24 protein-coding genes are annotated in these 26,070 nt (G+C 42.1%); 7 read left to right on the top strand and 17 right to left on the bottom strand.

Annotated features, from left to right (window positions below; genetic code table 11):
- Positions 1-12 precede the first annotated feature (12 nt).
- The 3 genes from BA81_RS04380 to proC are packed head-to-tail and all read right to left on the bottom strand — an operon-like array spanning position 13 to position 3,243.
- The gene (locus BA81_RS04380) at positions 13-1,281 is read right to left on the bottom strand and encodes a glutamate-5-semialdehyde dehydrogenase (protein ID WP_034280666.1); all 1,269 of its coding nucleotides are present in this window, start codon (positions 1,279-1,281) and stop codon (positions 13-15) included.
- Between the two features lie 18 nt (positions 1,282-1,299).
- On the bottom strand, positions 1,300-2,418 hold the full coding sequence (gene proB / locus BA81_RS04375) for a glutamate 5-kinase (RefSeq protein ID WP_034280664.1): 1,119 nt from the start codon (positions 2,416-2,418) through the stop codon (positions 1,300-1,302).
- A 27-nt stretch (positions 2,419-2,445) separates the two neighbouring features.
- Entirely contained in the window at positions 2,446-3,243 is a 798-nt protein-coding gene (proC, locus tag BA81_RS04370) for a pyrroline-5-carboxylate reductase (RefSeq protein WP_034280661.1), read from the bottom strand.
- A 470-nt stretch (positions 3,244-3,713) separates the two neighbouring features.
- Here proC and BA81_RS04365 point away from each other — a divergent pair, with 470 nt between their 5' ends.
- Positions 3,714-4,910, top strand: coding sequence for a cytochrome P450 (locus BA81_RS04365; RefSeq protein ID WP_034280658.1), 1,197 nt, complete (start codon positions 3,714-3,716; stop codon positions 4,908-4,910).
- Between the two features lie 131 nt (positions 4,911-5,041).
- Positions 5,042-7,084, top strand: coding sequence for a molybdopterin oxidoreductase family protein (locus tag BA81_RS04360; RefSeq protein ID WP_034280788.1), 2,043 nt, complete (start codon positions 5,042-5,044; stop codon positions 7,082-7,084).
- 41 nt (positions 7,085-7,125) lie between these two features.
- Here the strand turns inward: BA81_RS04360 and BA81_RS04355 are convergent, their stop codons facing one another.
- The 3 genes from BA81_RS04355 to xylA form a co-directional block, all read right to left on the bottom strand.
- Positions 7,126-7,809 (bottom strand): glycoside hydrolase family 11 protein, encoded by a 684-nt coding sequence (locus BA81_RS04355; RefSeq protein ID WP_034280656.1) that lies wholly within the window; start codon positions 7,807-7,809, stop codon positions 7,126-7,128.
- 87 nt (positions 7,810-7,896) lie between these two features.
- Complete coding sequence (gene xylB, locus BA81_RS04350; protein ID WP_034280653.1) at positions 7,897-9,396, bottom strand: xylulokinase; 1,500 nt, start codon at positions 9,394-9,396, stop codon at positions 7,897-7,899.
- A gap of 35 nt (positions 9,397-9,431) precedes the next feature.
- Positions 9,432-10,769 carry a xylose isomerase gene (xylA, locus tag BA81_RS04345; protein WP_034280650.1) on the bottom strand — a complete coding sequence of 446 codons (1,338 nt, stop codon included), beginning with the start codon at positions 10,767-10,769 and terminating at the stop codon, positions 9,432-9,434.
- Between the two features lie 210 nt (positions 10,770-10,979).
- Between xylA and xylR the strand changes: the two genes are divergently transcribed.
- Complete coding sequence (xylR, locus tag BA81_RS04340) at positions 10,980-12,140, top strand: transcriptional repressor XylR (RefSeq protein ID WP_034280647.1); 1,161 nt, start codon at positions 10,980-10,982, stop codon at positions 12,138-12,140.
- A gap of 46 nt (positions 12,141-12,186) precedes the next feature.
- On the opposite strand, the gene BA81_RS04335 is transcribed toward xylR, so the two are convergent.
- The 3 genes from BA81_RS04335 to csaA form a co-directional block, all read right to left on the bottom strand.
- On the bottom strand, positions 12,187-13,794 hold the full coding sequence (locus tag BA81_RS04335) for a glycoside hydrolase family 43 protein (protein ID WP_034280644.1): 1,608 nt from the start codon (positions 13,792-13,794) through the stop codon (positions 12,187-12,189).
- 24 nt (positions 13,795-13,818) lie between these two features.
- A complete protein-coding gene (locus BA81_RS04330; RefSeq protein WP_034280643.1) occupies positions 13,819-15,210 on the bottom strand; it encodes an MFS transporter in 1,392 nt (463 codons plus the stop codon).
- Between the two features lie 513 nt (positions 15,211-15,723).
- On the bottom strand, positions 15,724-16,056 hold the full coding sequence (gene csaA, locus BA81_RS04325) for a chaperone CsaA (RefSeq protein ID WP_034280640.1): 333 nt from the start codon (positions 16,054-16,056) through the stop codon (positions 15,724-15,726).
- Positions 16,057-16,301: 245 nt separating this feature from the next.
- Between csaA and BA81_RS04320 the strand changes: the two genes are divergently transcribed.
- The gene (locus tag BA81_RS04320; protein ID WP_024422662.1) at positions 16,302-16,781 is read left to right on the top strand and encodes a hypothetical protein; all 480 of its coding nucleotides are present in this window, start codon (positions 16,302-16,304) and stop codon (positions 16,779-16,781) included.
- Here BA81_RS04320 and BA81_RS04315 read toward each other — a convergent pair.
- From BA81_RS04315 to BA81_RS04285, 7 genes are all read right to left on the bottom strand, one after another.
- A complete protein-coding gene (locus BA81_RS04315) occupies positions 16,778-18,403 on the bottom strand; it encodes a YndJ family protein (protein WP_034280787.1) in 1,626 nt (541 codons plus the stop codon). The genes BA81_RS04320 and BA81_RS04315 overlap by 4 nt on opposite strands.
- Positions 18,396-19,004: a DUF4166 domain-containing protein gene (locus BA81_RS04310; protein WP_034280637.1), complete on the bottom strand. Its 609-nt coding sequence runs from the start codon at positions 19,002-19,004 to the stop codon at positions 18,396-18,398. Before BA81_RS04310 ends, BA81_RS04315 begins: the two co-directional genes overlap by 8 nt.
- A complete protein-coding gene (locus BA81_RS04305) occupies positions 18,967-19,848 on the bottom strand; it encodes a membrane protein (RefSeq protein ID WP_034280634.1) in 882 nt (293 codons plus the stop codon). The genes BA81_RS04310 and BA81_RS04305 overlap by 38 nt, the downstream gene beginning before the upstream one ends.
- A 147-nt stretch (positions 19,849-19,995) precedes the next feature.
- Positions 19,996-20,568, bottom strand: coding sequence for a TetR/AcrR family transcriptional regulator (locus BA81_RS04300; protein WP_034280632.1), 573 nt, complete (start codon positions 20,566-20,568; stop codon positions 19,996-19,998).
- A 3-nt stretch (positions 20,569-20,571) separates the two neighbouring features.
- Positions 20,572-21,291, bottom strand: a complete 720-nt coding sequence (locus BA81_RS04295) for an MBL fold metallo-hydrolase (RefSeq protein ID WP_034280629.1) — start codon at positions 21,289-21,291, stop codon at positions 20,572-20,574.
- A 36-nt stretch (positions 21,292-21,327) separates the two neighbouring features.
- The gene (locus BA81_RS04290) at positions 21,328-21,801 is read right to left on the bottom strand and encodes a GyrI-like domain-containing protein (protein WP_034280626.1); all 474 of its coding nucleotides are present in this window, start codon (positions 21,799-21,801) and stop codon (positions 21,328-21,330) included.
- Between the two features lie 54 nt (positions 21,802-21,855).
- Complete coding sequence (locus BA81_RS04285; RefSeq protein ID WP_034280623.1) at positions 21,856-22,788, bottom strand: helix-turn-helix transcriptional regulator; 933 nt, start codon at positions 22,786-22,788, stop codon at positions 21,856-21,858.
- A gap of 117 nt (positions 22,789-22,905) precedes the next feature.
- Here BA81_RS04285 and BA81_RS04280 point away from each other — a divergent pair, with 117 nt between their 5' ends.
- Positions 22,906-23,430: a CcdC protein domain-containing protein gene (locus BA81_RS04280; protein WP_034280620.1), complete on the top strand. Its 525-nt coding sequence runs from the start codon at positions 22,906-22,908 to the stop codon at positions 23,428-23,430.
- 31 nt (positions 23,431-23,461) lie between these two features.
- On the opposite strand, the gene czrA is transcribed toward BA81_RS04280, so the two are convergent.
- A complete protein-coding gene (gene czrA / locus BA81_RS04275; RefSeq protein ID WP_024422670.1) occupies positions 23,462-23,791 on the bottom strand; it encodes a Zn(II)-responsive metalloregulatory transcriptional repressor CzrA in 330 nt (109 codons plus the stop codon).
- 186 nt (positions 23,792-23,977) lie between these two features.
- On the opposite strand from czrA, the gene BA81_RS04270 reads away from it, so the two are divergent.
- Together BA81_RS04270 and BA81_RS04265 are read left to right on the top strand one after the other, a co-directional pair.
- A complete protein-coding gene (locus BA81_RS04270; RefSeq protein WP_034280617.1) occupies positions 23,978-25,303 on the top strand; it encodes an APC family permease in 1,326 nt (441 codons plus the stop codon).
- 97 nt (positions 25,304-25,400) lie between these two features.
- The gene (locus BA81_RS04265; protein ID WP_034280614.1) at positions 25,401-26,063 is read left to right on the top strand and encodes a lysozyme family protein; all 663 of its coding nucleotides are present in this window, start codon (positions 25,401-25,403) and stop codon (positions 26,061-26,063) included.
- Positions 26,064-26,070 lie beyond the last annotated feature (7 nt).

The following is a 26,070-nucleotide window of genomic DNA, read 5'->3' as shown; positions in this document are numbered from 1 at the left end:
TCTTGAATCTTTCTAGCTTCTAATCTGACCGTCACCACACAGAAGCAGCTTAGTTGTCGTAAGTGCAGGAAGTCCCATTGGCCCTCTTGCGTGCAGTTTTTGAGTAGAGATGCCGATTTCAGCTCCATAGCCAAGTGCGCCGCCGTCTGTAAAGCGAGTCGATGCGTTATGGTAAACGGCTGCCGCATCGACTTCGTTTAGAAACGTGAGTGCATTTTTTTCATCTTCTGTCACGATGGCTTCTGAATGCTTTGTGCCGTACTGATCGATATGGCTGATTGCTTCCTCAATTGAATCGACTACCTTTACTGCAAGATCCAGACTTAAATACTCATCTGTCCAATCCACTTCTCCAGCAGGAACCGCGTTTGAGAAGTAAGACTCTGCTGCCTGATCGCCATGTACAGTGACACGGTGCTCCTGCAAAGCTTCATTTAATGAGACTGCATTCTCTTTCAGCCAATCGCGATGAATAATCAGCGTCTCAAGTGCATTACATACGGCCGGACGATTCGTTTTCGCATTGATTACAATCTCAATGGCTTTTTTCACATTCGCGGTTTGATCAATAAAGACATGACAGTTTCCTGTCCCTGTTTCAAGCACTGGGATAGTGGATTCTTCTACCACTGTTTTGATTAAAGATGCTCCGCCTCGCGGAATTAAAACATCGATCCATTCTTTTAGTTGAAACATCGCCTGAACCGATGAACGGTCTGTTTGTTCAATTAATTGCACCGCATCACGAGGAATCTTTGTTTGATCCAATGCTTCATGAATCACGCTGACGATGGCTTTGTTGGAAGAAATAGCGGAGGAACCGCCTTTTAAAATCACTGAGTTGCCTGCCTTAAGGGCAAGGCCTGCTGCATCGACAGTGACGTTCGGTCTCGCTTCATAGATCATCCCGATCACGCCGAGCGGTACTCTTCGGCTTTTCACGTGTAAGCCGTTATCAAGAGTCCATTCATCCAATATTTCTCCAACAGGATCTGTTAATCTCGTCACAAGCCGCAAACTGTCAGCAAACTCGTGAATTCTTTCTTCATTTAACATTAATCGATCCATGAGTGCCTCTGAGAAGCCCTTTTCTTTCCCAGCATCTAAGTCCTTTTGATTCTCCTGTAAAATAAAGCGGCTGTTTTGCTCTAATGCTTCTGCCATTTTAAGAAGCGCGTCATTCTTTTCCTCTGTTTGAAGTAAACTTAGTTTTTTTGAAACATGCTTTGCTTTCTTCGCTTTTTCTTTGACCGATGTGACAACTTCAGCTGTCAGTGTCATGGAATTCCTCCCTTTTGGTTAACAAACTGGAATCGATAAATCTAAATGACAAACAAATGCTTCAAGATCAACGACATGCACGATTTCATCTTGTAACAAGTCACTCTTACGTGCGAGTTCATCTGATGCATAATTCACAACGCCAAGCCCTATTTCTCTTCCATCTTGATCTAAAATACGGACAACATCGCCTTTTTTAAATGAACCTTTCACATTGACAATCCCATCAGAATCAAGACTTCCCTCACGGTGCATGAGAAATTCCTGTGTTTTCTCTTGAACCACGATCTCACCCTTTGGCCCAGAATGAAAGGCAATCCACTGCTTCTTATAATTGAGCGGCGCTACATTTTCGTCAGCGGTAAAATAAGTGCCGTCCTCTGTCCCATTGATCGCTTTGTCTAAAATGTGAGGCGTATCTGCTTTTCCTAAAAAGCCGTTGATCCCTGCGGCCATTGATATTTTAAAGGCATCGAGCTTTGATTTCATTCCGCCTGTACCTACGCTGCTGCCTGCGTCTCCAGCAGCTGCTTCGATGTCTTCTGTGATATCAGTGACTTCAAGAATTCTCTTCGCATTTGGATTAGTATGAGGATTATCTTCATACAAGCCATCAATATCAGATAAAATAGCAAGGAAATCCGCATCAATGAGTCCAGCTACTTTTGCAGACAATGTATCGTTGTCTCCAAACTTCAACCGATTGATCGTCACTGTATCATTCTCATTAATAATTGGGATGATGCCTCGATCCAATAACACGTTCATTGTGTTACGCACATTTTGATAGCGCGTTTCATCAGAAAAATCACTTCTTGTGATTAAGAGCTGTGAAGCAATATAACCATGTGATAAAAATAAAGTAGAATATGATTCCATTAATAGCCCTTGCCCAATTGAGGCAGATGCCTGCTTTTCCGGCAGTGTTTTGGGTCTATCGATAAATCCTAGTTTTCGGTAACCAGCTGCAACCGCACCAGATGAAACCAAAATGACTTCGTGTCCTTCATCTTTAAGTTTCACAATTTGATTGACGAGGTTTTCTAGTTTTTTCAAACTAATCTCACCTTGAAAGCTAGTAAGAGAGCTGCTTCCGATTTTCACAACAATTCGTTTTCTCTCTTTATCTGCGTACACCTAATCACTCCTGTACCTGAGCTCTATTTATATAGATACTTTTTGTTTTTGCTGATTGCTTATCTCTTTTGAACGATTGGCCGCATGTTTGACAGCCTGCTTGATCGCTTCTCCCCCGCCAAAATCATCTAATGCATTCAGTCCTGCAGCAGTTGTTCCATGTGGTGACGTAATTTTCTCTCTTAAGACAGAAGGATTTTCCTCTGTTTCTTGCAGCATTTTTGCCGCACCGAGGAGTGTCTGCGCGCCAATTTGGCGAGACAATTCCTTTGATAAACCTGCCTCTTCTCCTGCTTCTTCGATTCTTTCCATTAAGAAATAAAAGTAGGCGGGCCCGCTTCCAGCAATTCCAGTGAAAATATCCATTTGCTCTTCCTGAATGGTATAGACTTCGCCCATTTCAGACAAAAGAGCCTGGCTTATGCTCATATGATCGCTTTTCACATAACGTCCAGCAGATAAAGCAGTCGCTGACGCCCCGATCGTACTTGATGTATTTGGCATGACCCTCATAACAGGCTGGCCTTCATGCAGCATGTCTTCAATATACGATAACTTCACACCTGCAAGGACAGACATGATGAGCTGATCTGGCCGAATATGAGGTTTTAATGATTCAAGGGCTGCTTCAGCATCCTTTGGCTTCATGGCCAGGATCAACATATCCATTTCTTCAAAAGGAAATGAATCCATTGCGGCTGTTTGGATGCCGTATCGTTTCGTTAGTTCATTCAATCGAAGTTGATTTTGTCTGTTTGTTGCGTAAATTTGGCCTAGCGGCATCTGTCCTGATCGTACAATCCCTGCGATCATTCCTTCCGCCATAGAACCTGCTCCAATGAAAGCAACTTTCTTTTGATCAATGATATTGATCCACTCCCTTGTTCGCTTTTTGTTCGTGTTTTTCGCACGTTAGTAATCGTAACATGATGAGAAATCGTGTCAAGAAAGAGCCTGCGCTTTTCAAAAGTCCCGAATGCATGGCCGGCAACTTGCTGCAAGTATGTTAGCCGTGTTTTTCAAATACAGTAATTTAGATCAAAAGAACTATGATCATTTGAATCATAGGGCCCTTTCGTTCGACTGGATTCAACATTTTATTTTTGGTTTCGGTGACTTCAATTCTATTTTTTAGAAAGCGCTCTCATTTTAATGACTTTCTATTTTCCTATATAGTGAATGTGCTTGAATCTTTCGATTAGACTATTGACATATTTTAGAAAACATGTCCGTTGAAATGATATTTTACTGGTGATACCGTGAAAGAGAAATCATGTGAAAAAGGAGCGTTCATAATGAAAGTGAAAGAAAACTTTGTCAATGTGATTCCAATGAAAGAAATCCGTTCTACCGATGACCTTCTTTTCCCATTCCCTATTTACAATGAGCTGCGTGCAGAGAGTGATATTAGATATGATGAGACAAGAAAGTGCTGGGATCTTTTTCGATATGCGGATATCCAGTCTGTTCTAAAGCAGCCTAAAGTGTTCTCTTCACAGCGAGGAAGAAGCACGTCTAAAACAAGTATTTTAACGATGGATCCTCCAAAACATACAAAGATGAGAGCGCTTGTGAATAAAGCATTCACCCCAAAAGCGATCAAGCAATTAGAAGATAAGATCAAAGACCTGACACATGATCTATTAAATCAAGTCAAGGATCAACGTACGTTTGATATTGTGCAAGATTTAGCAGCTCCCCTGCCAGTGATGATCATCGCTGAGCTTCTCGGTGCAGAGGTGCAGGACAGAGAGCTGATTAAAAAACATTCCGATGCCCTTGTGGCAGGTGCTAAGGATGAATCAAAGGAAGCCATTCAGGCTGTTGTAGATATGCAGAAACGCGCTGAAGAGGAGCTGTCCATTTATTTTGCTCATTTGATCAAAAAAAGAAAAGAAACACCTGCGGATGACTTGATCTCGCTTCTCATTCAAGCAGAAATTGATGGAGAGCGTTTAACCGAGAATGAACTGCTTGGCTTTTGTATTCTATTACTCGTTGCAGGCAATGAGACAACGACCAATTTAATAACCAATGCCGTACGACTGCTGACAGAGCAGCCGCATATTGCTGAATCAGTGCGGCAGGACCCCTCTCTTATTCCTCAATTGACTGAGGAAACGCTGCGGTATTATCCACCTGTTCAAGCCATTGGCCGAATCGCCGCAGAGGATGTTGAAATTGCAGGCGCGCACATTCAAAAAGGAGACTACCTCATCAGCTGGGTTGCTTCAGCAAATCGGGATGAACAGAAGTTTGAAGATCCAGATACGTTCCGGCTTGACCGAAAATCAAATCCGCATATGAGCTTTGGATTTGGCATTCATTTTTGTCTCGGTGCACCGCTTGCCCGGCTTGAAAGCAACATTGCGCTTGACGTTTTACTCCATACGTTTCAAGACATCACCTGCGTGGCAGAACAGCTAAAACCTATTCAAAGCACGTTTGTTTTTGGGGTAAAAGAATTTCCTGTACAAGTCACCCGTTTTTAAAAGTCCCTTTTTCAGGGGCTTTTTTTCATTTTCTTCAATTCATCATCTCTTTCTTACCTTCCACCTCCGAACATGCTAAAATAAAGTCCATACAAAGTGATAACGGAATGAAGAAAGGAAGCCAAAAACTCATGACCGATTATACAGCGATGAAAGACGGAATATTCAAATCAGTTTGTTCGTTAGATTGCCCGGATCAGTGCGGTCTTTTAATACATAAAGAAAATGGAAAGATCGTGAAAGTGCAGGGAGATCCGGACCACCCTGTCACACAAGGAAACATATGCAACAAAGTGCGTAATGTCACAGCACGTTTATATGATGAAAAAAGACTGACCACTCCTTTAAAACGTGTTGGCCAAAAAGGCGAAGCACAGTTTGTGCCGATTACGTGGGAAGAAGCCATTGAAACCATTCGTCAAAAATGGACAAAGCTGATCGAAGAAAAAGGGCCAGAAAGCATTCTGCCTTACAGCTTCTATGGGAACATGGGCAATCTCAACGCAGAAGGAATGGACCGCCGCTTTTTTTATCGTCTTGGTTCAAGCCAGTTAGACCGGACGATCTGTCAGTCAGCAGGAACGACTGGCTATAAATATACAATGGGCGCAAGCATTGGGACAGATCCTGAAGACACCATTCATACGAAACTATTTATCTTTTGGGGCATCAATGCTGTGTCGACCAATATGCACCAAATCACCTTGGCACAAAAAGCGCGAAAGCAAGGAGCTAAGATTGTCGTGATTGATGTTCACAAGAACCAAACCGGCCGGATGGCAGATTGGTTCATTCCGCTTCGTCCTGGTACTGACAGTGCGCTTGCCCTTGGCATCATGCATGTCCTTTTTAAAGAGGAACGTACAGATGAAGCCTTTTTAGAGACTTACACGGTCGGCCATAAAGAGCTGCGCGAGCATGTAAAGCAGTATGATCCAGACACAGTTGAGCGAATCACGGGTGTCCCTAAAGGCGACATCATTACACTTGCAAGAATGTACGCTGAGACATCACCCTCTCTTATTCGCATTGGGAATGGTTTGCAGCACCATGATAATGGCGGGATGAGTATTAGAACCATTTCCTGCCTCCCTGCCCTGACTGGTCAATGGCTGCACAAGGGCGGCGGAGCAATGAAATCAAACTCTTCTTTTCTCAGCTATAATGAAACAGCTCTTCAGCGGCCGGATTTATTAAAAGAACGCACGCCTAGATCATTTAATATGAATCAGCTGGGCAGCGTGCTGACAAGCGCAGAGCCTTCCGTTGATTCTCTCTTTATCTACTCGTGCAACCCAGCGGTTGTAACACCTGAAGCGAATAAAGTCAGAAAAGGTTTGCTGAGAGAGGATTTATTTACAGTGGTTCATGATTTATTTCTAACAGAAACAGCGGCGTATGCAGACATTGTTCTGCCAGCGACATCTGCCTTTGAAAACGAGGATTTCTATACATCATATTGGCATCATTATATTCAAATTCAGGAGCCAGTGATAGAACGCTACGGAGAAAGCAAATCCAATACTGAAGTATTCCGCCTGCTAGCCCATGCGATGGGCTTTGAAGATGAAGCCTTCCGCGAGACAGATGCTGAGCTCATGGAACAAGCTCTTCATCATCCAGAAAATCCGCATTATGAGGACATTTCATACGAAGCATTAAAAGAAAAGAAATGGATCAAAGCAAAACGTGGACCTTTCCAGGAATTAAAGCTTCAAACCCCAAGCGGGAAAATTGAGCTTTATTCTGAACAAATGAAAAAAGACGGGTATCCAGCACTTCCAACCTATGTGCCCCTTTATCAGGAAAGCGATTATCCACTTACCTTTATACCGGGACCGAACCATAATTTTCTGAACTCCACCTTCTCACTTCATGAAAAGCATCAAAAGCTTGAGAAATTTCCGAAGCTTCACATGAATGAACAAGATGCAAAGGAAAGAAAGATTGAAGATGGTGACATGGTCCGTGTGCTGAACGATCGAGGAGAGTGTGAGCTTGTCGTGTCAGTCGGTCAAAATGTATTATCTGGTGTTGTGGTCAGTCAAGGATTATGGGCAGATCAAAAAGGCAAAAAGCATTTAGTGAATGGATTAACACCTGATCGATTGGCAGATATGGGCGGCGGCGCGACGTTCTTTTCTGGCAGAGTGGAAGTTGAAAAATTATCATAGAAAAAAGCCAGCCGTTTTTTGCTGGCTTTTTTCATATGCTTTTATCGAATCATCAGCTGATTCGTCATGACATTCGCACTTCCGTTGCTTCGGTAGCCTTCTACAGTTAATGCTGTTTCATACATTTTTCCCATTGGCATGCCTAAGCTTTCCCATTTTTTAAAATGCTCACTGACGGAGACAGTTCCGCTTGTGCGTTTTGTTTGACGTACACTCCAATATTGTTTGAAGGTAGCGTCTCCAATGATAGAAGGCTGATTGACACGGAGCGTTTCATATATGTCATATGTGCCTCCATCGGCATAAAATGATCCTTTATACGTTCCTGTTGGACGATATGTGCCCCATGACTCAACAATGTAGTATTCAGCTAATGGAGATTGTGTCCAGCCATAGACACATAAATAGGAATTCCCGCCCGGGTTAAAGGCTGCGTTGTAGTTGATGGAGATGTTGCCAAGTTGATGATGAGTTTTAGTGGAATCAAACTTCTTTCCTTTTCGAAATAAGGCATTTCCAATATTGTTCCAGCTTGCACTAAATGCCCCGCCGTTATTGAGTGTCATCGAGGTATTTCCGTAATCCTTCCATAATTCAAAATCGTATCCGCTGTGTGTCCCTATCCTATTATCATAAATCGTTTCCGCATGAGCTGGCACAGCCGTCAGTGTCAGCACAAATCCAATACACATCACAAACAACAGCCTCAATCTTTTCAATTTCATTTTCCATCCCTCTCCTTTTTTCATCCGTATTGTTCTGTCATCCCTAAGATGAAAAACCCATCACCTCCTTTCATGCAGCCCTTTCTGCTAGATGGAACGATACTGATTTAGCCCGGCATGGATGTCTTTTGTTTGTGTATAAATCCTTTGATACAAATGAAATAGATCGGCATATACTTCTGCGTGCGGCTGATTTGGCTCATAAACAGCAGCTTGATGGATCAACTGATGTGCACATACTTCAAGTGACGGATACCATTCGCAGCCAACTGCGGCAAGCATCGCTGCACCTAAGGCGGGCCCTTGTTCATTGTCTAACTGGATGACTTCAGCCTGAAAAATGTCTGCTTGCATTTGAAGCCATGTCCGGCTTCTCGCACCGCCGCCAATAGATACAATAGAATCTATGTTTTTTCCTGCCTGCCGGAATAATGCGATAGATTCATTTAGCGAAAAGGTAATTCCCTCTAACACTGCTCTGACAACATGTGCCCTTTCATGCCTGCTGTCTAATCCAATCAAGCTGCCGCGAATGATCGAATCCGCATGAGGTGTTCTTTCCCCGACTAAATAGGGTGTAAAGAGCAATCCTTTCGCTCCTGGTGCAACATGAGCCGCACCTTCTAAAAGTGACTGAAACGATTCCTCAGGAGCCAGTAAGTGTTTTGCCCAGTTCAGGCTATATCCTGCTGAAAGGGTGACACCCATTGTGTAAAAAGCGTCTTTTTTTGCATGATGAAACAAATGCAAATTCCCTTGAAGCTCCCTTTCATAATCCTCTTCATAGGAGAGAATGACCCCAGATGTGCCGATACTGCATAACGTGCGGTCAGAGGACAAGATGCCAGCACCAATTGCTCCGCAGGCATTATCTGCCCCGCCGGCAAAAACCTTTGCGCCTTCTTTCATCCCAACTTCACGTGCAATGTGCGGCAAAAGTGTACCAACCTCCGCCTCTGATGTGACAAGCGGCGGGCAAATGTGAGGAGAAATATCAAACGCCTGACAAATCTTCTCACTCCACGTCTGTTCGCCGATATTTAACAGCAAGGTGCCAGCCGCATCAGAATAATCCATATGGACTGCGCCTGTTAAACGAAATCTGACATAATCTTTTGGGAGTAAAAACATGTCGATTTGCTGATCAATATGTGGTTCATGTTCCTTTACCCATAACAATTTTGGCAGTGTGAATCCTTCTAACGCCTGGTTTTTTGTGATCTTTTGCAGCCGGTCTCCCAGCTTTTTTGTCATGTGCGTACATTGTGCTGTCGTCCGTGTATCATTCCATAAAATTGCAGGGCGGAGCACTTCGCGAGATTCATTTAAAAGAACTAATCCATGCATCTGGCCGGAAAAGCTGATGCCTTCAACTCGTCTTGAATGAACAGGCTGCTTTGCCATCAGTTCTTTCATCGCAGCCATTGTCTGCTTTACCCAATCCTCGGGGTGCTGCTCACAATATCCAGGCTTCTCTTGAATGAGCCGGTACGGCTTAGAGGCTTCGCAGCACACCTTCCCGCTCTCATCCACTAATATCGCCTTGACCCCGCTTGTTCCAAGATCAATTCCCATCACATATTTCATGTTTTCACTCCTTCAAAACAGGTCAGCCCCTTCAATTAATCTTCTAACAAGTATTGATTTAAACGGGCTTTCAGCTGTTCCTCTCTTCCCGATTCGTTTCTGATCAAAGGATGTTTCAGCGCATATTCTTCTAATGTATGAAAGTTTGCCTTTCCTTCTGAAATATCACGTCCAATTCCTTCAGAAAAGCTGCGATACCGGTGCTTTATAACATCTTCAAACACACGGTCTTCTATGAGTCTATGAGCGACCCGCAGTCCTTTTGCGAATGCATCCATCCCGGCAATATGGGCATATAAAATATCTTCAAGTTCAAAGGAAGCTCTTCTCACTTTTGCATCAAAATTGAGGCCGCCAGACCCTAGACCGCCATTTTGCAGAATTTCATACATGGCAAGAGTTGTGGCATACAGATCGGTTGGAAATTCATCTGTATCCCACCCAAGAAGCGAATTTCCTTGGTTTGCATCAACAGAACCGAGCAGCCCATGAATTCTTGCGACACGTAATTCATGCTCAAACGTATGGCCGGCCAGTGTCGCATGATTGGCCTCGATATTTAATTTGAAATGGGAATCTAATCCGTATTGTTTTAAAAAGGCGATGGATGTCGCTGCATCTGTGTCGTATTGATGAGTGGTTGGTTCCTTTGGTTTTGGTTCGATTAAAAATTGGCCAGTGTACCCAATTTCTTTTGCATATTCAACAGCCATATGCAAGAAAGCCGCCATGTGATCAAGCTCTCTTTTCATATCTGTATTGAGCAGCGTATCGTACCCTTCTCGTCCACCCCAGAAAACATAATTTTCTGCACCGAGTTCTTTGGCGGTTTCAATGCCTTTTTTGACCTGTGCGGCCGCATAGGCAAAGACATCTGCATGACAAGATGTCGCAGCACCGTGTACAAATCTAGGATGCTTGAACATATTGGCCGTGTTCCACAGCAGCTTTACTCCGCTTTGCTTCATGTATTCTTTCATTCTTTCTAAAATGATGTCTAATTGTTGATTGGTCTCTTGAAGCGTCTCCCCCTCTGGCGCGATGTCACGATCATGGAATGAAAAATACGGAACATCCAACAGGTCAAAAAGCTGAAAGGCGACTTCCAATCTAGCTTTTGCTAAATCCATTCCGCTATAAGAGTCCCACGCTCTTTGCATCGTGCCAGTTCCAAACATGTCTGTTCCATCAGCAGTTAATGTATGCCAATAAGCGACTGAAAAACGCAGGTGGTCTTTCATTGTTTTTCCGCCAATCACTTCGCTTGGATTATAGTATTGAAAGGCGAGTGGATTTTTTGATTGTTTTCCTTCATATTGAATTTTGCCGATTCCTTCTAAGCTGTATAACGTTTTCATATTTGATTTGGTCATTCTTCATTCCTCCTGAGTACACTTTGTAAGTTGATTCAACAAACTAATGATCAATCTATGAAAAAATCACTTTGAATTTTCCATATTTTTTAGTTTTTTAAAAATATTTTCGTTATAATAAAGTTAAAATCATTTATCTTACTAAATACATGCTGAAAAAAGCAGCTCTTCTCAACTTAATCTAAAGACGAAACAAATGGAGTGGATAACGTGGATATCGCTGATCAGAACTTTGTAAAAAAAATAAATCAAAAACTATTATTAAAAGAAATTCTCCAGCATGCGCCCATTTCGAGAGCAAAATTATCTGAACGCACTGGATTAAATAAATCGACTGTTTCTTCTCAAGTAAGTACATTAATGAAAGAACATCTTGTCTATGAAATCGGTCAAGGTGAGTCTAGCGGCGGGAGAAGACCGGTTTTACTAATGTTTAATAAACGTGCTGGCTGCTCCATTGGGATCGATGTCGGCGTTGATTATGTCAATGGCATATTAACTGATCTTGAAGGGTCCATTCTTTACGAAGAGCAGATCAAGCTCCCACCCAGCTCTCCTGAGGTCACAATACGTAAATTAATTGAATTAATACAGCAGCTCATCACACAAATGCCCTCTTCCCCATACGGGCTCATTGGCATTGGCCTATGCATACATGGTTTAGTGGATGCAGGTGAACAAATCGTGTTTACGCCTCATTCAAAATGGAAAAATGTTGATCTGAAAACCACGCTCCAAGAGACATTCCAAGTACCGATCTTCATTGAAAATGAAGCAAATGCCGGTGCATATGGTGAAAAAATCTTTGGTGCCGCTAAACATTATGATCATTTGATCTATGCAAGCATCGGCACTGGCATCGGGATTGGAATCATCATCAATCATCATTTATACAGAGGAGCGTATGGCTTTTCTGGTGAAATGGGACATATGACAATCGATTTTAACGGACCGACATGCAGCTGCGGGAACCGTGGATGCTGGGAATTGTATGCTTCTGAGAAAGCCTTGTTTCAGTCTCTTCAAACAGATGATCAGCACATCTCCCATCAAGACCTGGAACAGCTGGCCAAGTTAAATGATATGAAAACGCTCAATGCCCTGCGCAACTTTGGCTTTTACCTTGGTGTCGGTCTCACAAACGTCCTGCATACCTTTAACCCGCAAGCCATTATTTTAAGAAACAAAGTGATCGAATCACATCAGGCGGTTCTACATGTGATTGGGGAGGAGGTATCCTCACGAATGGATACGCAATTCAGCTCACATGTAGAGCTGCTCCCTTCATCATTAGGACACAATGCACCAGTATTGGGGATGACATCTCTTGTCATAGAAGCTTTTCTGCAAGATGCCACCCTCACAACATGACCTATTTATTTTTCAAAAAGAGACAGCCCGTAGCGGTTGTCTTTTTTTATTCATCTGTTTCCTCATAGCGAAAATAGTGAAAATCAGCAGGAAGACGCTCGCCGCTTGTATCTTGGCACTGCATACCGACAAATGCCCCTGTAAAAAACCCCCCGCCTCGAATAAAATCATCGGATAAATGGATGGATTCAAGCGGTACATCAATTTCCTTCCACTCTTTCTGATCAAATGAATAAGAATATTTATATGTCTCTTTCCGAACGGTCACTTTTAAATAGACATAAGTGACCTCCTCTGGAATGATGATTTTATGTGCCAATGGCTGAGAAAAGGCAAGGTTTTCACAGACAGATAGTTCAAGCGTGCGGCCAAGTTCCTCATCATATGTCACCTGGAGTGCTGTCCAGTTTTCCGTATTATAATAATTCACAAGACCAGCTGATTGCTGAAAGTTTTCTGGGAAGAACGAAACAGCTGTCTCTGCTTCAAAATAAAAGCTTTGCCAGCGTCTTGCAACAAATGCTTGGGTAAACTTAGACGTTAAAGATTCGCGGCCGAATAACCTTAAATGCTGATGTTTCTCCGTTAACGAACCAATCTGATCGGTAAACGGAATTCTTAATGTTTGGAAGTGTCTATTTAGTGTTGATTCTCTAAATTCATCGACTGTATGATAGGTTGGTGCAAAAACCTTTTCTTCGATCTTTGGCGCTTCAACCTCAAGCGTCCCCTCCTTTCCGCCTACAACATAAGGCCAGCCATCCTTCCATTCAAGCTTTTGGATCGCTGTTTCTCTTCCTAAAGGACACCACCCTCTCTGTTGAAAAATAGATTCCTTGTTTGATTGAATCGGACGGCCAGTGAGATGAGCGAGATACCATTCATTTGTATGCGTTTGAACGATTGAAGCATGCCCGCATTTTTGAAGCGGATGTTCAGGCGCGTGGAAGGCACTTAAGATCGGGTTATCAGGATGAACCTCATAAGGCCCTTCAATATGTGAGGAACGGGCGATCGTTGCTGCATGCTCATACCTGGTACCTCCTTCTGCCGTTAATAAATAGTAGTAGTCACCGATATGATACAGATGCGGCGCTTCTGTCAGTTTAATCGGTGTGCCTTTAAAAATGACCTTCCTTCGACCGATGAGCTTCTTTTCAGCCACACTATATTCCTGCAAGGCAATACCTGCAAAGGAATGATGCTTTTCCCTATGATCCCACAGCATATTTAAGACGTATTTCTTCCCGCTTTGATCATGGAATAAAGATGGATCAAAGCCGGAGCTGTTGAGCCGGATCGGTTCACTCCAATCGCCGTCCACTTCGCTTGCCGTGACCAAATAATTATGACCGTCTTTAAATGGACCATCCACTACTTTGATATCTGAATAAATAAGCCAAAACTGTCCATCGGCATAGCTTAAGCACGGCGCCCATACTCCGCCAGAATCAGGATTTCCTTTCATATCCAGCTGCGACGTTTTTTGCAAAGGACGCGCAGCAAGGCGCCAATGGACGAGATCCTTCGAATGATAAATTTGTACCCCTGGGAACCATTCAAATGTAGAGACGGCCATATAATAATCTTCTCCAACACGGCAAATACTTGGATCGGGGTTAAACCCTTTGAGCACTGGATTGGTAATCTTCATTGAATTTCCTCCTCTTTCAGAGACCTACATTTTAAAATCGTCCATATGATCGAGATACACTTTGTCTCTATTCTCAAGTTCCCGTACGACTTTTTTATGTTTTTCTTCATCTAGGTTATAAAAATTAATATCCACCATCGCTAAAATCAGTAAGCATACAGGAATCACCGTTGTCGTGATTAAAATGCCCAGTAAAGCTTCTGGTGTTTGCATTTGGTTGGCAACATAGCCAAAGCGATCGAGTACAAGCCCTGGCACAATCCCGCCTAATGCCATCCCAAATTTAAAGAAAAATCCGATGATGGCATAGATGAGCCCGCCCATCCTTTTCCCTGTTTTATATTCGCCATATTCAACGGTTTCAGGAATGAGCGCCCACATGTAAGCACCGGCTGTAATACTTCCTGCAGCTGCAACGAGCCTAAAAATCAGTATTAAAGTGATTTGACTCGGCGGTATCACAAGTAACGCAAGAAGACCTACAATATTCAGCAATAATGAATAATTCAGCAGCTTTTTCTTTCCTAACAGCTTGTGCAGTTTTGGAATAAACGGCAGCACCATTAATGCTGGCAGACTGCCAATGAGTCCGTACCATTTCACTAAATCTTCTCTGCCGAGGTTATACGTCACATAATAGATCCCAACAGAGTTACTGATCGAATTCACGCCAAAAATAATAATAAAGAAAATGCTTAATACAACAAGCGGACGATTGACACGTAACTGCACAAAGATATCACTGAACTTAATTTTTTCCTCCGGCTTTTGAAGCGTGACACGTTCATTCGTGCTTTTAAAACAGAAAATAAGTAATGCACCGCCAAGAACGCCGAGAAAAGCCATCGTCATCTGCCAGCCGAGGGCTGTATTTCCTGTTTTATCACTCAAAAAAGTCGCAAGAAAAGGAACAAAAAAAGCAACAACTAGACCTCCGAGATTAGCAAAAAGCATACGAACAGACGTAATACTGACAACCTCTTGGTTATTTCTTGTCATTGCTGATGTTAAAGCACCATAAGGAACATTGATGAATGTGTATGTAAGCGATAAACCAACATACGTGATGTAGGCATAAACGAGTTTACCCATTTCAGAAAGATCAGGTGTTGTAAAGCAAAGGATAGCAAGTACTACAAAAGGAAACGCACCGAATAACAAGTAAGGTCTGAACCTGCCAAAACGGCTGTTCGTTCGATCCACCAATGCACCAATAAACGGATCTGCAAGCGCATCAATGGCGCGGACAACTAAAAACATCGTCCCTGCTGCCGCCGCTGATAAACCATACACATCTGTATAAAAAAATAATAGATACGTAGAGACAGTTGCATAAATTAAGTTACATGCGAAATCTCCTGAAGCATATCCCACTTTTTCAGACATACGAATCTTTTTTAAATTCTCACTTACCATGAGCTTTCTCCCTTCTTCTCTTAGCCTCTTCTAACGAACAGATGATGGAGGGCAGCAGCAGTCAATGCGAAGAATATAAAGCGCTTTCAATTGGTTGTAAAAATGAAGCTGAACATCTGATCTTTCAGCTTAGCCCACATACGCAGCAAATGATTTGAATGACGGAATCATCCCCTTTAATAGTCGGATCATCACTTGGAATCCATCTTAGTTTATCGACTAAACAAACTAAGATGAATTCATTTTATAAAATCTGATCTGACTTTTCAATATTTTTTGAAAAAATAATCCAAATAATTGATTTCTTGTCATTTTTCCGGCTGAAATGACGTGAAAAACTGAAGTGAATCATTTAATGGTTGCAATTCAGCTCATCCCATGCTATATTAATCAAGCGATGAGCTGAATTGTGTAAGTCGGGTAACATGTCTCCTTGAGACACACACGAATGTGGCGTGTGGTTATTCCGCCTCAATACGCAAAAGACATCTTCTCAGGAAGATGTCTTTTTTATTACCCTATTTTTGTTCCATTTTCGACAGGCTCATCTGTGGCTAGTAAAACCACGTCTTCTTTTGACGGCATGCCCCCTAAGACAAGCACTTCTGATTTGAACCCTGCAATTCTTCTTGGCGGAAAATTGACGACTGCTACGATTTGTCTGCCAGTGAGATTCTCAGCCGTATAACGTTTTGTCAGCTGAGCACTGGATTGCTTTAAACCAATCTCTTCACCAAAATCAATCTTGAGTTTCAATGCAGGAACTCTTGCCTCTGCAAAGAATTCTGCTTCAATGATCGTTCCAACACGAATATCTAACGCCAAAAACTGTTCAATATCTGCCATCTGTTTCTCTCCTCTTCTTTCAAGAGTAAGTTCATTTACTAGAGTCATCTATTGTTTTTTTCATTGTAGCACATTCATTTCGTAAAAAAGTGAGTCAAAAAGCCGATTCACGGCAAAAACCACCCTTTAGTTTACATAATGTTTTTATCGTCGTGTATTAAATGTTTGCATCCTGAAAATGAATTCAGTAAAATGGCAAATAATCCTACTGCTTCCTCCCAAATATATTGGGGAGGGGTTAACACTTGTTTACATTATCAGATATGTGGACATTTTGCTGGTCGTTTTTCGTCATTCTTCCTATCGTTGCCATCTTGCATCAGCTTGGCCATATTATGGTCGCATGGATGTTTGGCGCAAAGGTTTCTTTTGCTCTTGGCAGAGGCAAAAAAGTATTGAAAATAGGTGTTGTGGAAATTAGACGAATCTATTTTCTAGATGCATTTTGCCATTATGAAGAAATGAGGAAAAATAACCGATTCTCGCACATTCTTGTCTACCTAGGCGGATCATTATGCAACCTGCTCAGTGTTCTCATACTGAATACAATGATCGCCAATGATATCCTGCCAGAACATCAATTTTTCTATCAATTTGCTTACTTCTCAGTCTACTATGTATTTTTTGCACTGCTGCCAGTCCAGTATGCAGATCATCATCCAAGTGATGGGCAAGCAATTGTGAACATCATTCGGCACGGTGAACCATGTGACATCATTGATTAACAGGATGGCTTCCCGCTGTTAATTTGATAATGAATCGTTAAAAAGGGAATGCCGAATAGCTTCATTTGATGAACCGCTGTGAGACTTTTATCTGTCTCCGGCTTCATATGAAAGCTTTCTTCCATTGGCAGTTTCATGGTGATAAAAGGTGTATGCAAATACAACCCTTCGTCACCGGTACTGCCTTTTGGACATGCACTTTTTAATAGAAAGTCTTCCTTTTCATTAAAAGGTTTTAAAATGGCGGTCAGCTGAGAATATGGAAGCGGCAGCGCAATATTCATATAGCCCGCAGCTGCATCGTGATGATGAGCATAAAGTGCAAAAAAGACCTGCTCCCCTTTTTCGTTGTGACGAATCCACGCCCTGACATCCTTTCGCTCTTCTTTAGGATGTTGAAATGCAGTCAGACGTCCCTTCATTTCATACGGCTTACGAGATGTTCCCAAATAGAGCTGCCCTAGTTTCTTAAACATGGGCTGAAGTAAAAAAACAAACGGCCTCACCCACCAATGAAAACGGACTGCTGCTTTTAACGTAAACGCCATCGGATTCTCATAAAACCTTCGAATCACAGGTGACACCCTTTCAGCTGAAAATGTCGTTCCATTTAAATCATTAAGTGAATCGACTAAACCGAGGTTCTCTCGATCACCCATTCTTTCCTTTTGAAAAGAGATTAAATGAAAACGGCCATGCACTTTTGATATCGGAAAGTCCTTCTGCTTCAATTGATCCTTTGGCCCTTCGATCAGCCATCCAATCAAACCTGGTAAAATCACAAAAAAGGCATTAATACTGCCATGAAACCAAATCATCTGATCAATGCTGATGTAGGTCACGCGCATGAGCATGCCAGCGGAATAAAGAAGAGATAGCACGATTGTTCCCATTAAGACGCAGCTAGAAAACACAATCAGCACTTTTGCCACAGTCGATCGAAACCTTGTTTTCATACAAAGAATACCGTACAAGTAGAGTGCAATGACATATAGCGTGACGCTGAACGTATCAAATAGACGGGAGAAGCTAATCCCAACAGCGATCATCACAGGCGACAGCAAAATCACCCATCCTGCCGCTTTGTATAAAGCTGTCTCTTTTTCTCGATTTCTCCCTAATAATCCATAGAAAAGCGGGATAAAAAAAGCCGAGTAATGAAAATGAATAGCGGTCAAAAGCACGATGTTTGGTGAAAAGGTCATTACCTGTATATCTGCCGTGTACAGCCAAAACCAAAGCCCTCCTAAAGCGAGATACATCCATGCACCACCCGTCATCAATTCATGAAGTGGAAAGATTCCACTTTTCAGCAAACGAGTACAGCCATATAACGCCAAAAGAATCGTATACAAAAACCATCCCGATGCAAACAAGGCAGAATGATAGATGAATGCAGCCGTTGCACAAAGAGCAGCTAATGGAAAGGCTTTCATTAAAAAGCCGAGCAGTATCCCCGGCTTACTCTCCCTCTCTTCCTTCACAAAAAAGGCTAAAACTGCAGGAAGGAAAAACAGAATGGCTATCAGTACAAATAACTCTGCTACCGGACCTGTCATCAAGCGGGTGGCGATAAAACAGCACATGAAGACGAGGCTTGATATCAAATGCCATTTATTCATCATGAGACATCACCCTTTCAGTAAACCGGCCTTTATATGTAAAAAGGGTCCCAAACAGTCGATTTTTCACATGCACATCAATGGTATACTCACCCGCGTGCTCGTCGTAGCCTTCTGTGACATCTGACACACCGTAAAGCCATGAAGGCAGCGGCCACTCACGTCCTAACATCAACAACTTCTGCCGGCCGGATTGAATGTGAAGGAACCCATGCTTTGTTACTGTAAAATGAAGCTCTGACATAAGAAGTCTAGGTTTTCCAAAATAGTCTAGTACTTTATGACTCTTCTGATCAATGATCATATCTGCATCAAAGTGACGTTCCTTCTTTGGGAAATAAAACGTACGGAACCAGTGCATGCCTTCCTCTCCCTTATTTGTCATAAAGGGTTTATTGACAATTCGGAAGGGAATGTTTTTTCCTCTCTCAGGGAAAAAACAGCGAAAGAGTGGACCAATTTTGAAGAAAAATCGAATGAGCCTCGTTCCGCCGCCTATTTCCTCCATGGTGCCTTCAGCGGTAAACGCTCGGTTGTATCTCTCTTTTAATTTTGGATGAAGCTTATCGTAATCCTTTACTTGATGACGATGAACGACCATGTCTACCTCCCCTTTTTCGTTTGATCGAAAATACGTCTATACAATCTTTTAAATTAATCATTCCTGCAATGGATAGGATCAAAAATGCACTCATCACAAGCGGCTCATGGAGTGTCGTTTGGGGGGATAGGAACCCGATACAAAGCATCAGCAGCAGAAACACACTTTGAAGAATGAACAAATATTTCTTTGATAGCTTAGGTATCAGCCATGATACGCCTATAAAGGCATAAAACAACCGAAATCCGGTGCTATGATCAAAAGCAGAATGTGAAAAAGGAATAACCGCTTGGCATAGCCAGACGATGGCAAACAGCAAACAAATTCCATAATGGGCAAGTGTTCTCTCCAGTAACAACCGAGGGTGCGTACCCTTTTCAAGCCACGTCTTTAGTGCGCCAAAACTAAAGGCCGTCATAAGCCCCATCATCGGGCGAAAAAGAAATCGATCTGCCCACGCCCATCCTTTTCCTTCTTTCGGTTCATAATCAAATTGCGTTTGAAACACAATATGATCATTCGTTTTCACATATTTCCAATAGCCGCCGCCTTCTTTGATAAAAGACAATGGGTGTGACGATTTGAATTTAAGTGAGGATGACCTTTCATTTCGTTCATCCATCATTCTAGTTCGATATGCTCCTGTCCCTGTGACACTTACACCAAATCCAAGATGCTTTTCATACAAAAAGGTTTGGGGCTGTTCATCTTGAGGTCCATTTAATGAAATGGTTGAAAAACGCAAATCCCACTGTTCATGAAGCTTTGGATTTTGCGTATATTCCCATACTTTCTCTAAAGGTGCATGAATGGTTGTTTCCACATAAACAGGCTTTCTTTTCATCTGCCTCTACTCCTCTATGTGAATTATTTCACATAATAAGCATACCATGTTTCACAAAACTGTCAAATCTTTATTCGTTTTCTCTCAAAAAAATGGTTCCAGAAGGATGCTTCTCTATGATATCGGTTCACTGTAAAAAAAGACCTGTCAAATAGACAGATCTTCTTTTTGCAATACACCTGTGATATAGAGACGAACCGCATAGCTCACACTTTCTTCAAGCTGTTCTTTTCGTTGGAATCCCTTTTTATTAGAAATATCACCGAAGCCGTGCAGTAAGCTTCTCAGTCCTCTGACGACATGTGTCATTTCCTCTTCCTTTACACCAAAGCGTGACATGATGGTTTGGACAAACTGAACAAGGCGCTCTGCTGCAATACGTACTTCTTTTTCGTTCATATGTGAAAAGGCAGCTTCATAAAGACCTGGGTGTTCTCGGACAAATTGCACATATTGTCTAGCAAAGGCTAAAACAGCTTCTTCTTTTTCCAGCCCCTCTGTGACTTGCATCCCTTCCTCACAAAGCATGGAGAGCCCCTTTACTGCGAGTGCTGCCTGAATCTCATGAAGGCCGGATACATGATTATAAAGAGAAGGCGGCCTGATATTCAGTCTTTTAGACAATGTAGCAATAGTCAAAGCGGAGAAGCCCTCTTCATCAACAAATGCAGCCGCTGTATCCATAATTTTTTCTTGTGTAATTCCCATTCTTGGAGACACGGTTTACTGCCCTCCTTTTTTTAGCTGGTGCTGTCTTTTTTTAACGGCAGCTTGAAGCTTTTCATGAGGCTCTATGATAAGGTCACCATGTCCTGCAGCAAGACAGGATATGCGCAATGTCAGTAACTTTTCAGCGCTTTTTAGTGCGGTTTCTGCATCCCATGTGGCAAAAGCCGGGAACGGGAAGCTCCACCGAAACTCCCCCGTTACTGATAAGCCGCCTTTTGTCACAAGTGCATCCCCTGCAATGACAACTCCTGACCTTTCATCGTATAAAGAAATGCTGCCAGGTGTATGCCCTGGTGTTGCAATCACTTTGAGCGGCCCAATCTCATCTCCTTCTTCAACAAGCACATCTGGTTTTGTATAAATATTTTTCATAAAACTGCCTTTGATTTTTTGCTGAGGTTCATCAGGGAGCAAGGTAAAGTCACCTTCAAAAAGGCGTGCATCACGTTTTGATAAATAGACAACTGCCTCTGGAAAAGCCTTCTTCACCTCATCTAATGCGCCGATATGATCCATATGGCTATGAGTGAGAATAATCTTATGAATTGGTTTGTTCTTTTTACGGGCAAATTCGATGATCGAGTTCGCCGCCATTTTTAAAGCAGCATCAATTAAGATGAGTCCTTCCTCTTCCTCAAAGACATAGCAATTTACCGGAAATAATCGCGGCATCAATGTAAGCTGGTGCAGACGGTCAAAAGTTGTTAATCTCATGATTGCCCTCCTAAAACTAATATCGTTAGTTTTATATTAACTAATAGCATTAGTTTTAGCAATCATTTTTTCATCAACCGCAATGTAAATATCAATTTGCGCTTCTTTTGGATCAATAGATCTTTCATCATACCATTCAAAATCACCTGTATAAGTGCGGTATTGACGCTGATCCCACGTCCAAATCTTGTGCCATGTTTCAAGCACGACCTCTTCAATCGGTCCTTTTCTCGTTTGAAATCTTGCGTAGGTGGACGCAGGAATCTCTTTTACATGTTCGATCTGCTGATCCGCGAACTCTCCAGCTGTAAATAAATAAGAACCATGTTCATCTTTTTCATAATCTGAATACAGCCCTATGACTGGAGCTTGTCCCCCATGTAGCTGCTGCGCAAAAAAATCCTGCCAAAGCGGTGCAATCTTACGCTCTTTTGTCTTCTCTATTTCGTTTGTTGTTCGAACAGACAACCCTTTGATCCATTGTTTCTCTAATGTGACGATATCGTACATACATTCTCATCTCCTTTTCTCCCATCATATAAAAAGAAACCTGACAACAGTGTGTCAAGTTTCTATTCGCTTCATAAATTGTTTTAATTGGAGATCAAATGCTTCCTTGATGTGCTGAGGTGAAAGAATGTCGGCGTCCGGTCCTAAATGGAATAGGAAACTGTGCAGCCAATCATCTTGCGGCACGGTCAATGCTGCCAGATAGGTTCCGTCTGAACATATGATCAATTCGTTCTCATCCACCCATTCCTTCACTTTGCCAACTGATGTTTCCGTTAACCTAAGCGTGAGCGTTGTGACTGAAGGTTCTTCATGCCAAGAGTCATTCCAAGGCTTCTCTTCGTTTTTGATTCTTTTCGGCCTGAAATATGCTGAAATGGTGATGAGGTCTGTCATTCTGGTCAGCTTGAATAGACGAAAATCATTTTTCACACAACAAAACGCATACAAGTACCAATGCCTTCCTTTTAAGACAAGCGTATAAGGCTCCACTTTACGTGGAAGTGTTTCACCTTTTGCGTTGCGATAAGTGAATTGAATGAATTGATGCGCGGAAGCAGCTGTATGGATCAGCTGAAGCTTCTTTTCTGCCTGGCTGTCTTTCCCCCAGGAGCTTAAATCAATAAAGACATGGTGCTGTTTCTCGCTTTCATCGGTTGGTGACGGAATGAGAGATTTGATTTTTTTCAGTACATGTTCACTTTCTTTAAAGGAGTATGCACTCGTCATGCTTTCAAGGGCTGTTAAAATCAGCTCAATGTCATCATCGGTAAATAATTTTTTCTCTAAACGATAGTCGTCAACAAGTGAAATGCCCCCGCCTGCTCCTTGGGTTGTCACAACAGGGATACCCGCTTGATTGATGGTCTCAATATCACGATAAATCGTCCTCACACTCACTTCGTGAAGTTCAGCGAGGTCCTTCGCTTGTACTTGCTTTTTGCTAATGAGCAGCATCACAATAGACAAAATACGATCAATTTTCATGACTTTTCCTCTTTTTCATAAATGTAGGTTTTGATTTGATAAAAAAAGAAAGAATGGTAAAGATAAGGAACAGCCAGCATCGTTTACATCCCTGCACATGCAGGAGGAGGTTGCATCATGACACATCACGTGTGGCAGTTATTCATCATTGGGAGCATTATGCTGATCTGCATCATCTTTCGAATGAATCGAATGAGACGCTATCAGCTTGTGCGCCCGATCAGTCTTTTGATGAGAATGTATGTATTTGGACTCACTGCCCTTATTCTCTTATTAGAAGGCTGGCAAAATCACAGCATTTTCATCTACGCCGCTATTGGTATGCTCTTTGGAAGCAGTCTGGCCGTTCATGCCTATGAGACGATCCGCATGAAAGAAGAAAATGGCCGTCTTTATGTGAAAACGAGTAAATGGATTGAAAGCTTCATTTTATGCTTATTTTTATCTCGACTTAGTTTTAAGCTGGGTGAACTGACGAACCATTCGCTCACAAAGATTGGTGTCGTTGAACTGTATCAGCATATTGTGAGTGATGATGCCATGACCATGCTCAGCTTTTTTCTGTTAGCTGCATACTATGTTGTTTTTTCTTATCAAATGATGAAAGCAGGTAAACGAGTAGCACATACGCATCATGCGTAAAAACCTTCCTATATGAGTAGGAAGGTTTTTATTAGTCATGCTGCGCATGATGAATCATTTGTTCAAGCACTTCCATCACATGCTGATCTTCAGGACTGTAAAAGATCGATGTCCCTGCTCGTCTAGATTTCACGAGTCGAAGGTTTTTTAAAAAACGCAGCTGATGAGAAACAGTTGATTGCATGAGATTCAGCGTTTCTGCGATATCATTTACCGAGTATTCACCTTGAGACAGCAGGTGCAGAATACGAATACGTGTCGGATCAGATAAGGCTTTAAACGTTTGGGAGACAAGAAATAAACTTTCTTCATCCAGCTCCATCCGTTCCTGTTCTTGATTTGTATTCAGTTCTTCCTTCATTTCGCTTCACCTTTCTTGTTAGTCAAATCACGACTTATTCTATGTATCATCATATACTAAAACGTCCGGCGTGCAAAGCGGGCACACTTTAGAAAAAAGATTTATTCAAATAGCATTGACACTTGGTAGCATTCTTTTTAAAATGAGCATTATTTATTCATTTTTTTAGAGGAGCTGATAGGCAAATTGACTGAAGAGCCAAGACTAAAACGCAGCCTGACTGTCTTTCCACTTGTTGTGATCGGGCTTGCTTATATGGATCCACTTGTCGTATTTGATTCATACGGCATTGTTGCTCAGCTGACGAAAGGACACGTCGCTGCAGCTTATATATTTACGTTACTTGCATTACTATTGACAGCGCTTAGCTATGGGAATATGGTGAAGGCTTTTCCAAAAGCAGGATCTGCTTATACATATGCGCAAAAAAGTATTCATCCTCATGTCGGCTTCCTTGTGGGCTGGACACTTTTACTGGATTATTTATTTCTGCCTATGGTGAATTTTGCGATCGGAAGTGCTTATTTAACCGCAGCCTTTCCTGATGTACCTCATTACATTTGGATCATCATACTTGCTATCGCCATAACGACTGTCAATGTAATCGGTATTCGGCTTACAGCCAACATTACGGCGCTATTTGTGACGTTTCAGGTCATTGTCGCCGTCACCTTTGTTGGGTTTGTTATTTATGGGCTCACACAAAACACTGGCAGTGGAGAGTTATTGTCAGCCCGGCCTTTTTATTCAGCGAGCTTAGATCCAGCGCTTATTTTTTCAGGAGCGACCATTTTATGTTTCTCCTTTCTAGGATTTGATGCCATTTCGACGATGTCTGAGGAAACCATTAAACCAAAAAAGACGATTCCGCTTGCCATTTTCTTAACAGTTGCGATTGGAGGCGTACTGTTTACTTTGACGTCTTATTTTTTGCAGCAGGTGTTTCCAAATTTTCAGCAGTTCAAACATCCTGATGCAGCCTCACTTGAAATTGCAGAATTTGTGGGCGGCGCATTTCTCCACTCGTTCTTTTTAGCCGGCACAATGGTGGCTGTCATTTCTTCCTCCTTATCGTCACATGCGAGTGCAGCAAGGCTTTTATATGCAATGGGAAGAGATCAATCGTTACCGAAGCGTTTCTTCGGGTATATTCATCCGAGATTAAAAACCCCTGTTTTTAATATTTTGTTAATCGGAGCTTTCTCCTTAACCGCAGTCGTTGGCGAACTTGAAGTCATTTATTCCTTTATCAGCTTCGGCGCGTTAATTGGATTTACCTTTGTAAATTTGTCTGTTTTTGCGTACTTTTTCGTCAGACAAAAACAAAGAGGTGTGCTGAATACATTGAGATATGCAGTGATCCCTCTATGCGGGACGGCGTTTTGTCTTTGGCTGTTAACGAGCATCAGCACAAATGCATTAATCATTGGCATGATGTGGCTGATTATTGGTTTTGTTTATTTCTGCTTCAGGCTGAAAACACGACCTGAATTTACGTTTGGATATGATTGATTATAAGGTTTTCACTTGGTATCCTGCACAGGATATGGCATAATAAAAAGGCTGTACTTCCCTTTTAAAAGCGGGGCAAAACAGGGGTGAACTGACCTTGAAAAAGAAAAAAACAGGATGTTTTGCCATTTCAGGCTGTTTCACGATTTTTCTCTTTGTTTTCGTATTAGCAGCCATTGCCATCTCCTTTAATCAAAAGGAGTTAAAAAAGCTGCCGATTGATACGGAATCAATTGTTTTGTCGAGATTGGATGATTACAAACCGCTTGTAGAAACAGAGTTAAGAGATCAAGATTTAGATCAGTATACCGGGTTAATCCTCGGTATGATGTATCAAGAATCAAAAGGCAGAGGCGGAGATCCAATGCAGGCCTCTGAATCTCTTGGTTTGAAACGAAATGAAATCAATGACCCTCAGAAAAGCATTAAACAAGGAGTCCATCATTTTTCGACTATGTACAAGCATGGGAAGAAAAAAGGCGTTGATTTGGAAACCATTATTCAAAGCTATAACATGGGAATCGGCTATATTGATTTTGTTGCAAAAAACGGGGGAAAACATTCCGAGAAACTGGCAAAGCAATACTCCAAAAAGCAAGTGAAACGAAACCCCGAGGTCTATACGTGCGGCGGCAATAAAGATAACTTCCGCTATCCGTATTGCTACGGTGACTTCACTTACGCTGAAAAAGTAAAAGAAAAAACGAAAACAGTTGAAGAAAAGATGAAATTGGCTTCTTCATCCACACCATCATCGTAAAAAAGCA

The sequence above is a fragment of the Bacillus safensis FO-36b genome (assembly GCF_000691165.1).
Taxonomy (GTDB): Bacteria; Bacillota; Bacilli; order Bacillales; family Bacillaceae; genus Bacillus; species Bacillus safensis.
This window is presented reverse-complemented; position numbering and strand designations above follow the sequence as displayed.